We start from the raw sequence: 9771 nt of genomic DNA, 5'->3' as shown, positions 1-9771 counted from the left end.
CGCCAGCGGCGCCGGCGGCCAGCACATCAACAAGACCGACTCGGCCGTGCGCGTGGTGCACTTGCCCACCGGCATCGTGGCCGAATGCCAGGACGGCCGCAGCCAGCACAGCAACAAGGCCAAGGCCCTGCAGGTGCTGCAAGCCCGCATCCAGGAAAAGGAACGCAGCGAACGCGCCGCCAAGGAAGCCGCCCTGCGCAAAAGCCTGGTCGGCAGTGGCGACCGCTCCGACCGCATCCGCACCTACAACTTCCCCCAGGGCCGCCTGACCGACCACCGCATCAACCTGACGCTCTACAAGCTGCTGAGCATCATGGAAGGCGAACTCGATGACGTGATCGCCGCCTTGCTGACCGCCCAAGCCGCCGATCAACTGGCCGAACTGGAAGCCGCCACCGGTGTCTGACGACCAAGCCCAATCGCTCACGATGGATGCCATGCGCACGCCGCTGACCATCGCGCAGGCGCAGCAACACGCCCGCCAGCTCGGCGTGGACCGCCTGGACGCCCAACTGCTGCTGTGCGAAGCCGTGCAACAAGGCCGCGCCTGGCTGTTCGCGCACGACACCGACACACTGACGCCCCCGCAGCAAACCCGCTACCTGAGCGATCTGCAACGCCGCGCTGCCGGCGAGCCCCTGGCCTATATCGTGGGCGAAAAAGAGTTCTTCGGCCTGACGCTGCAGGTGTCGCGCGACGTGCTCGTGCCCCGCCCTGACACCGAGACCTTGGTCGAATGGGCGCTGTCGTTGATTCCCGATCAAACCGCCACCACCGTGCTGGATCTGGGCACCGGCAGCGGCGCCATCGCGCTGGCCATCCAGCACGCCCGCCCAAAGGCCCTGGTGACGGCCGTGGACGCCTCCGAGCCCGCCCTGCGCATGGCCCAGCACAACGCTCGGGTATTGCGCCTGCCGGTCAGTTTCAGGCTGGGCAGCTGGCTGGCGCCGGTAGCCGGGGAGCGCTTCGCCCTCATCGTCAGCAACCCGCCCTACATCGCCGAGGGCGATACACATATGGCCGCACTGGGTTTCGAGCCGAAGCAGGCACTGACTTCCGGCCCGGACGGCCTCGACGACCTGCGCCAGATCACCGCCGCCGCCCCCGCACACCTGCAACCTGGCGGCTGGTTACTGTTGGAACATGGCTACGACCAGGCTGTCGCCGTCGCGCAACTCCTGCGCGACCACGGATTTTCAAATGTAAGTACCCGCTTCGACCTGGGCGGGCAAGCACGCTGCACGGGCGGTCAACGCCCCACCTGACGCCACCACGCCATGACGATGCAAGAGGGTGCAAACCCCCTCCCAAGTCGATTCCACCCGGCGAAAATGGTTTGACGAACGCTCACATCTCTGTCGCACAAGCGCTGGACCGAGGCGTAGCATGAATTCGTTCGTCAGGAGATTGCCATGCCCCACACCGCCCCCACCGCGTCGCACACGTCCTCCAGCAAGTGCAGCCTGGTTACAGGCAAATGGGCCGTGGCCGCCGCTTTTTGCGGGCTGATGACCGTGGGGGCAGCCCAGGCACAGATGGTGCCTTACGCAGGCCACGCCCTGCATCAGAACACCGGCAGCGGCAACTACACCAGCGTGCGCATCAGCCTGGCCCAGAACGATGCCGACGATGCCCAAGGCCGCGGCCTGACACTGCGCGGCAAAGGTTTCTGGCCCCACTGGGAAGGCCGTATCGGCGTGGTCGTTGACCGCCCCGTCAATCCCCTGAAGGACAGCTTCGTGCTGGCCCAGCCCCACCTGGGCGGTGGCCTGCGCATCCGCAGCATGCACATCCTGTCCGACTATTATCTGGAGGGCGGCTTCCGTGCCACAGCCGGCCTGCTGCGCGGCGACACCGGCCAGAGTTGGTGGGCCAGTGAGGGCAACGGCGGCGGGCTCAATCTCAGCCTGCAGCGCCTGGACAGCCTCAACCTGATGAACGGCAGCGCCTCACAAGATCAACAGACCACACCCTACTTGGGCGCTGGCTACAGCAACAGCCTGACGCTCAACGGCACCCGGAGCGCCTGGCGCTTCAACGCTGACCTGGGTCTGGTCAATGTCAACACCAACAACCACCTGGGCCAGGTTGTCCAGGGCGATCGCACGCTGGACGAACTCGTGCGTGAAATGCGCTTGCGCCCGGTAGTCAAAGTATCAGTCGGCTATTCCTTCTGAGCTACTGCAGACCAGCCGCAGGCCTGATATAACCGGGCCTGTTTTCATTTACGACTTGGTTTGCATATGAGCGACGTTCAAAAACGCATCGACGATCTGGTCAAGGGTCACCCCGTCGTCCTGTTCATGAAGGGCAATGCCCAGTTCCCACAATGCGGTTTCTCCGGCCGCGCCGTGCAGATCCTCAAGGCCTGCGGCGTGACCGAACTCAAGACCGTCAACGTGCTGGAAGACGAAGACATTCGCCAGGGCATCAAGGAATACGCCAACTGGCCGACCATTCCCCAGCTCTATATCCACGGCGAATTCGTTGGTGGCTCGGACATCATGATGGAGATGTACCAGGCCGGCGAACTGCAACAGACCCTGGCTGCCAAGTAAGCAGCCCATGCAGGAGCCCGTGGGCAGCACCAGGCCACGACGCCTGATCGTCGGCATCACCGGCGCGAGCGGCGCCATCTATGGCGTGCGCCTGCTGGAGCGCGCGCGCGCCCTGGGCGTGCAGACGCATCTGGTGGCCACGCCTGCCGGCATCCTCAATGTGCACCACGAACTGGGCCTGGACCGCACGGCGCTGGAAGCGCTCGCGACCCAGGCTCACGCACCGGGTGACGTGGGCGCCTGCATCGCCAGCGGCAGCTTCATGACGGATGCGATGGTGATCGCACCCTGCACCATGAAAACGCTGGCAGCCGTGGCCCACGGCATGGGAGACAACCTGTTGACCCGCGCGGCCGACGTCACGCTGAAAGAGCGCCGGCGCCTGGTGTTGATGGTGCGCGAAACGCCCTTCAACCTGGCCCACCTGCGCAACATGACGGCCGTCACCGAAATGGGCGGCATCATCTTCCCGCCCTTGCCCGCCTTCTATCACCGCCCGCAGTCGATCGACGAACTGGTCAACGACACCGTGGAGCGCGTGCTGGCCCTGCTGCACATCGAGCAGGCACAGCCACAGGAATGGCGCGGGTTGTGAATCAGCGCTGACGGCGAGCAGCGAAGCCCAAGCCGAGCAACCCCAGGCTCATCAAGGCCCACGACGCAGGCTCTGGCATAGCGGATACGTCCTTCACCAGGAAGACACCTCGACTCAGGTCCGCGGACATCGGCGAGACCGACGCCGTATGTCGACGGAGAAAGTCACCGAAATTCGTATCAATGGGCGACGATGTGGAGGTCTGGCCCTCAAGCCAAGGAGACGCGCTGTTATTGAGCAACTGCGCCAGTACCTCACGCGTGATCACCGGGCCTTCCACAACACCTTGGGAAGACCCGACATCGACCCAATCACCCTCCAGTTCCGCAGGACGATTGACGATCTCCCCAGAATTGATTCGGGTATCGCGAGTCAACAGCAAGCGATCCACCCGCACCGTGCCGTCTGCACGAAAGCCATCACCAGCCAGTACGCCGGCCAACATGGTGGTCGAGCCACCCAGGTAAGCACTGACCTCTGGCGAAGCTGCCCACGCGCCCATCCAGGCCATGAAATCCAGCTGAGTGGCGCCGTGTTGCACCAGTTGATCCAGCTCCGACGCCTTCGCGAAACGGAAACCTTGCGACAACCAGTCTGACGACAAGGCATTACCTGAGGAGATCACGTCAAAAACCGACATGCCGCGCGTCGCCGTGACGTCCAGCCATGCCAGACCAGTCTCACTGTCCACCGTCAACAGTCCATCACCCTGTGTGGACAGATCAGCCGACGACAAACCAGCCAGTGCGACCGATGACACGCTGGCGGCCAACAAGCCAACCAGCCATCCCTTGAACTTGATCATGGTATCCCTTGTGTTTGTTGATGTATTGAACGGAGCGCATTTTAACGGGCAGAAGGCCGCGCACCACATCCCGCATTCACACGTTCTCACAAGGTGCGATGCTGCGCCACCACTCAACGACGCAGCGCCGAGCCCGCGTCGGCCATCTGCGCACCAGCGCCGTCACCCAATTGCCAGGCGCGGCGTGCCGCCGTGACCATGTTCGGGTACTCGGGCTTGCCGCGGCTGCCGTTGTAGCGCCCCAGGGCCATGTAGAGGTTGCCCTTCTCCACGTCCAGGTAGTGGCGCAGGATCACGCAACCAAAGCGCAGATTGGTCTGCATGTGGAACAGGCTGCTGGCTTCGCCATTGCCGATCACGCGCGACCAGAAAGGCATGACCTGCATATAGCCACGCGCGCCAACGGGTGACATGGCGTACTTGCGGAAGCCGCTTTCCACCTGAATCAGGCCCATCACCAGAGAAGGATCCAACCCAGCGCGCTTGGACTCGTAGCACACCGTCTGCAGGAACTCGCGGCGCACCAGCTCTTCGGGCTTGCGCTTGGCCAGCTTGGCCTCCAGCGTGGCAGCCCAGGATTCGCACTGCTGGCGTTGGCCGGCATCGGCAAATACCAGCTGCGGCGCACTCTTGCCCACGGCAGCCGACAAGGCCGTGCGCACGGCGTCCGCCAAGGGCTCTTCCACCTGGGCGCCAGCCTGCGCCACCAAAGGCGCGCACAAGCCCGCCAGCAGGCCCAGGCCTGCCAGCGCACACGTCAGAGAAGAAAGCCAGCGTCGCGACAACATGAACGTCAAAGATAAACCAATCGGCGCCCTTGTGGTCAGCCGATTTGCACGCGCGACAGCACGTGATTGAGGACTTCCGTCACAGCAATCTTGCTGGCGGCGGCATCCTGGCGGCCCTGGTACTCGGCCAGACCATCTTTCAGGCCCTTGTCGCCCAGCACCACGCGGTGCGGCACACCGATCAGCTCCCAGTCGGCGAACATGGCACCGGGGCGTTCGCCACGGTCGTCCAGGATCACGTCCACGCCCTTGGCCAGCAGTTCGCTGTGCAGCTTGTCTGCGGCGGCTTTGACGTCTTCCGAGCGGTCATAGCCCACGGGGCAGATCACCACCGAGAACGGCGCGATCGAATCGGGCCAGATGATGCCGCGGTCGTCGTGCTTTTGCTCGATGGCCGCACCCAGGATGCGGGTCACGCCGATGCCGTAGCAACCCATCTCGAAGTGCTTGGGCTTGCCGTCCACGTCCAGGAAGGTCGCGTTCATGGCCTTGGAGTACTTGTTACCCAGGTAGAACACGTGGCCGACTTCGATGCCGCGCTGAATGGCCAGCACGCCCTTGCCGTCAGGCGAAGGATCCCCTTCCACCACATTGCGGATGTCGGCCACCAGATCGGGCTCGGGCAGGTCACGGCCCCAGTTCACGCCCTGGATGTGGAAGCCTTCTTCATTGGCGCCGCACACGAAATCAGCCATGTTGGCCACGGTGCGGTCGGCGATCACCTTCACGGGCTTGAGCAGCTTGACGGGGCCCAGGTAACCGGGCTTGCAACCAAAGTGCTCGATGATTTCCTTTTCGGTGGCAAAGCGGAAGCCAGCCTTCAAACCGGTGCCATCAGCCAGTTCGATCTTGCCCGCCTTGACTTCGTTGAGGTCGTGATCACCACGCACCAGCAACAGCCACACGGCGGATTTGGCGATCTCGCCATGCTCGTTGAGTTCGTCCGTGGCCAGCACCAGCGACTTCACGGTCTGGCTCAGCGGCAGACCCAGCAACTCGGCCACGTCGGGGCAGGTGCTCTTGCCGGGGGTGGCGACCTTCTCGAAAGCCACCGAGGCTGCGCCACGTTGCGCGATCAGGGCCACACCTTCGGCCAACTCGATGTTGGCTGCGTATTCGCTCGTGGGGCAATAGACGATGGCGTCTTCACCCGTGTCGGCGATCACCTGGAACTCGTGCGAACGGTCGCCACCAATGGCGCCGGTGTCAGCGGCCACGGCGCGGAACTGCAGGCCCAGGCGTTCGAAGATGCGCGTGTAGGCCGCGAACATGGCGTCATACGTCTTGCCTGCGCCTTCCACATCGCGGTCGAAGGAGTAGGCATCCTTCATCGTGAACTCACGGCCACGCATGATGCCGAAACGGGGGCGACGCTCGTCGCGGAACTTGGTCTGGATCTGATAGAAGTTCTTGGGCAACTGGCGGTAGCTGCGCAGTTCCTGGCGGGCGATGTCGGTCACCACTTCTTCGGCGGTCGGCTGGATCACGAAGTCGCGCTGATGGCGATCCTTGAAGCGCAGCAACTCGTCGCCCATCTTGTCGAAACGGCCGGTCTCCTGCCACAGCTCGGCAGGCTGCACCACGGGCATCACCAGCTCGACCGCACCGGCCTTGTTCAGCTCGTCACGGATGATGGCTTCGACCTTGCGGATGGTGCGCAAGCCCATGGGCATGTAGTTGTACAGGCCCGCGCCCAGCTTCTTGATGAAGCCTGCCCGCGTCATGAGCTTGTGGCTCACGATTTCAGCGTCGGCAGGGGCTTCCTTGAGGGTCGAAATGAAGAACTGGGAGGCTTTCATATGCGTAAAAAATACACCGCGCAAATGAGGCATTGACAAAGGCTACTAGCCGTCAAGCCATTGCGGTGCAATAATGAAACTAGTTGAAAAATTCGGAGTTGATTATGCTCGACCGGGAAGGCTTTCGGCCTAACGTCGGCATCATCCTGCTCAATCACCGGAACCAGGTATTTTGGGGCAAACGTATCCGCACCCATTCCTGGCAGTTCCCGCAAGGCGGCATCAAGCATGGTGAGTCGCCAGAGCAGGCGATGTTCCGCGAGCTCCACGAAGAAGTGGGCTTGCTGCCCGACCACGTCCGCATCATCGCTCGCACCCGCGATTGGTTGCGCTATGAGGTGCCGCAGCACTTCATACGCAAGGACGCCAGAGGGCATTACAAGGGCCAGAAACAGATCTGGTTCCTGTTGCAATTGACGGGGCGTGACAGCGACATGAACCTGCGCGCCACCAGCCACCCGGAGTTCGATGCCTGGCGATGGCATGAATACTGGGTGCCCCTGGAAGCCGTGATCGAGTTCAAGCGCGGCGTGTATGAAATGGCCCTGAGTGAGTTGGCGCGCTTTCTGCCCAAGCCACAAGGGCACCAGAACCGCTACCTGCGCGGCAACATGCGTGGCAGCAATGGCCGGCGATCAGATGGCCAGGAGGACACGGACATGCCGATCGAAACCATCAGCGAGCAATTGATTCAGGTGGAGATCGAGATCAAGCAATCCTGACATCGTCGTCAGATCGCACCACCAAATGAAAGGGCTCCCAAGGGAGCCCTTTTCGCATGCCATCAACGCAGAGGTCGATCACTCGATCTCGATCTTGGTGGCGCACTCGGCATCGGTCGGGTTGATGCTGCAACGGGCACGCTTGATGATGTTCAAGCCCTGCTTGTTGTACAGGCCTTGCCTGGCGATCTCGATGCGTGACTCGCGGAACATCAGCACGTACTTGGGAATGTGCTCGGCAGGCAGTTCATCCCACATGGCAGCAGGAATGCCCTTTTCAGCCGTCTGAACAATGTTCATCGCACGGTCAAACTGCGACAACCAGTAATTGCGCGACTTCTCGCCAAAGCCATCGGGGAACTTGGACTTGTTCAACACGACCTGCACGGTGGGGATCATGATGGGGAAGCGGCCGATGCCCCCCGTCTTGCCGATACCCTTGTAGAGCTCAAAGGGCTTGAAAGCCACCGCGGGCAAGCTCACCATGTCAACGAAGCCGTTGTTGAACTTGGGGCCGATGTTGGTGATGTCAACGGACACCGGCTGGGCGCCGATACGCTGGATCATCACACCCTGAGCCTTGTCGTAGTCGAACGCGGCGATCTTCTTGCCTGACAGGGCTTCAACCGAGTTGATCTTGCGATCGCGCACGATGGGATATGCAGCGCCCAGCGGGAAGATGCCACCGATTTCGTAGTTGCCTTCGGTCATCAGCTTGCCGGCCTTGGGATCCGCGAACACCTGAATCACCTTGCGCACGACTTCGTAGCTCGCGTCCATGTCGACCTTGCCGTTCTTGATCACGGTGGTCGAACCGATGCTGTCCAGCGAGCCGGCCACCATATTGAACTGGCGGGTACGGAAGGCGGTGGCGATCACACCGTCACACTGACCGGCACGGAAGTCCTCAATGGCCACGCGCTCATCGACATAGCTCTTGAGTTCGATGTCGGCACCATTTTTCTGCATGGCCACGGCGTAGTCCGTCGCTGCCGCAAACACATCACCTGTCTTACCCGCCACGTCCCATACGCAGACCAGGCTTTTGGCCTGTGCAGCGGAGACCATCCCCAGGGTGCCACCCAGTACGGCGGCAGCAGCCAGCGAGATAGAAGAAAAACGAGCAAGGGTGTTATTCATCAGAGCCATCAAGACCTCCTCGGAGGAATCAGAAAGAAAAGGAAACAAGGGTCACGTTTTTAACGTAAAACGCCACCACCCCAAGGACAGTACGAACCCTTGGTCACGAGCAAAGAGGGGGGTGAAAGCGGGCTTTACGCTTCCGTCAGGCGAAATTTCCCTGACAGAAGTTACCCGCAGTTAACTGGCTTTCGCCAAGCGCAATACGCTATTCAGGCCAGGACCAGGTTGTCCCGATGGATCATTTCGGGCTCGCTGGTGAAGCCCAGCACGCCTTCGATTTCGGACGAGGCTTTGCGCACGATCAGACGCGCCTCACTGCTGGCGTAGTTGGCCAGGCCACGGGCCACATCCTGCCCGGCCTGATTGCGCACGGCGATCACGTCACCGCGATGGAACTCGCCCACCACTTCCGTCATGCCAATGGGCAGCAGGCTCTTGCCTTCGTCGCGCAACTTGGCCACGGCGCCATCGTCGATGATGACGGCACCGCGCAGTTGCAGATGATCGGCCATCCACTGTTTACGCGCTGTCTGCTTGGCGGTGGCCGCCACAAACAGGGAGCCAATGGCTTCGCCCTGCGTGAGGCGCACCAGCACGTCGGGCTCACGCCCCCAGGCGATCACGGTGGAGGCGCCGCTGCCAGCAGCGCGCTTGGCGGCCAGCACTTTGGTGATCATGCCGCCCGTGCCCACACGGGAGCCTGCGCCCCCCGCCATCTGCTCCAGAGACGGGTCACCCGCCGTGCAGACATCGATGAAACGGGCGTTGGGGTCCTTGCGCGGATCGGCGCTGTACAGACCCTTCTGATCGGTCAGGATGACCAGGGCATCGGCTTCGACCAGATTGGCCACCAGCGCACCCAGGGTGTCGTTGTCGCCGAACTTGATCTCGTCGGTGACCACGGTGTCGTTCTCGTTGATGACCGGCACCACCTTGTGCGACAGCAGTGTCAACAAGGTTGAGCGGGCGTTCAGGTAACGCTCGCGGTCAGCCAGGTCGGCGTGCGTGAGCAGCACCTGGGCACTGCCCATGCCGTGCTCGCGCAGCTTGGTTTCATACATCTGCGCCAGGCCCATCTGGCCCACGGCGGCAGCGGCCTGCAAGGCATGGATCTCGTGCGGGCGCGTGGCCCAACCCAGGCGCTTCATGCCCTCGGCAATGGCGCCACTGGACACCATGATGACTTCGCGCCCATCGGCTGCCAGCGCCGCCATCTGGCGACACCAGGTACCAATGGCATCTGCGTCCACACCCTTGCCTTCGTTGGTGACCAGGCTGGACCCCACCTTGACCACTATGCGGCGGGCGCTCTTCAACACATCGTTCATGGGCAGACTCGGGCGTTCTTCATCAAGTGGCCA

General features: G+C 62.4%; 11 protein-coding genes. 6 read left to right on the top strand and 5 right to left on the bottom strand.

The window, feature by feature from the left end; genetic code table 11:
- The 5 genes from HY836_RS13275 to HY836_RS13255 all read left to right on the top strand — a co-directional run.
- Positions 1-406, top strand: a 406-nt coding sequence (locus tag HY836_RS13275) for a peptide chain release factor-like protein (protein ID WP_290676625.1), incomplete at its 5' end; no start/stop codon positions are given.
- Between the two features lie 22 nt (positions 407-428).
- On the top strand, positions 429-1265 hold the full coding sequence (gene prmC / locus HY836_RS13270; protein ID WP_290676635.1) for a peptide chain release factor N(5)-glutamine methyltransferase: 837 nt from the start codon (positions 429-431) through the stop codon (positions 1263-1265).
- A gap of 147 nt (positions 1266-1412) precedes the next feature.
- Positions 1413-2177, top strand: a complete 765-nt coding sequence (locus HY836_RS13265; RefSeq protein WP_290676624.1) for a hypothetical protein — start codon at positions 1413-1415, stop codon at positions 2175-2177.
- Between the two features lie 66 nt (positions 2178-2243).
- Positions 2244-2558 carry a Grx4 family monothiol glutaredoxin gene (gene grxD, locus HY836_RS13260; protein WP_290676623.1) on the top strand — a complete coding sequence of 105 codons (315 nt, stop codon included), beginning with the start codon at positions 2244-2246 and terminating at the stop codon, positions 2556-2558.
- Between the two features lie 7 nt (positions 2559-2565).
- The gene (locus HY836_RS13255) at positions 2566-3153 is read left to right on the top strand and encodes a UbiX family flavin prenyltransferase (RefSeq protein ID WP_290676622.1); all 588 of its coding nucleotides are present in this window, start codon (positions 2566-2568) and stop codon (positions 3151-3153) included.
- A 1-nt stretch (position 3154) separates the two neighbouring features.
- On the opposite strand, the gene HY836_RS13250 is transcribed toward HY836_RS13255, so the two are convergent.
- The 3 genes from HY836_RS13250 to HY836_RS13240 all read right to left on the bottom strand — a co-directional run bounded on the left by HY836_RS13250 (position 3155) and on the right by HY836_RS13240 (position 6545).
- A complete protein-coding gene (locus HY836_RS13250; RefSeq protein WP_290676621.1) occupies positions 3155-3958 on the bottom strand; it encodes a PEP-CTERM sorting domain-containing protein in 804 nt (267 codons plus the stop codon).
- A 113-nt stretch (positions 3959-4071) separates the two neighbouring features.
- The gene (locus HY836_RS13245) at positions 4072-4746 is read right to left on the bottom strand and encodes a lytic transglycosylase domain-containing protein (protein ID WP_290676620.1); all 675 of its coding nucleotides are present in this window, start codon (positions 4744-4746) and stop codon (positions 4072-4074) included.
- Between the two features lie 35 nt (positions 4747-4781).
- Positions 4782-6545: a proline--tRNA ligase gene (locus HY836_RS13240; protein WP_290676619.1), complete on the bottom strand. Its 1764-nt coding sequence runs from the start codon at positions 6543-6545 to the stop codon at positions 4782-4784.
- Positions 6546-6649: 104 nt separating this feature from the next.
- Here HY836_RS13240 and HY836_RS13235 point away from each other — a divergent pair, with 104 nt between their 5' ends.
- A complete protein-coding gene (locus HY836_RS13235; protein WP_290676618.1) occupies positions 6650-7267 on the top strand; it encodes an RNA pyrophosphohydrolase in 618 nt (205 codons plus the stop codon).
- A 78-nt stretch (positions 7268-7345) separates the two neighbouring features.
- Here HY836_RS13235 and HY836_RS13230 read toward each other — a convergent pair whose 3' ends face one another.
- Positions 7346-8416, bottom strand: coding sequence for a putative solute-binding protein (locus HY836_RS13230; protein WP_290676617.1), 1071 nt, complete (start codon positions 8414-8416; stop codon positions 7346-7348).
- A 203-nt stretch (positions 8417-8619) separates the two neighbouring features.
- Positions 8620-9738: a glutamate 5-kinase gene (proB, locus tag HY836_RS13225; RefSeq protein ID WP_290676616.1), complete on the bottom strand. Its 1119-nt coding sequence runs from the start codon at positions 9736-9738 to the stop codon at positions 8620-8622.
- Between the last annotated feature and the right edge of the window lie 33 nt (positions 9739-9771).

Origin of the sequence: Aquabacterium sp. (assembly GCF_016234775.1) — a bacterium.
Lineage (GTDB): Bacteria > Pseudomonadota > Gammaproteobacteria > Burkholderiales > Burkholderiaceae_C > Aquabacterium.
This window is presented reverse-complemented; position numbering and strand designations above follow the sequence as displayed.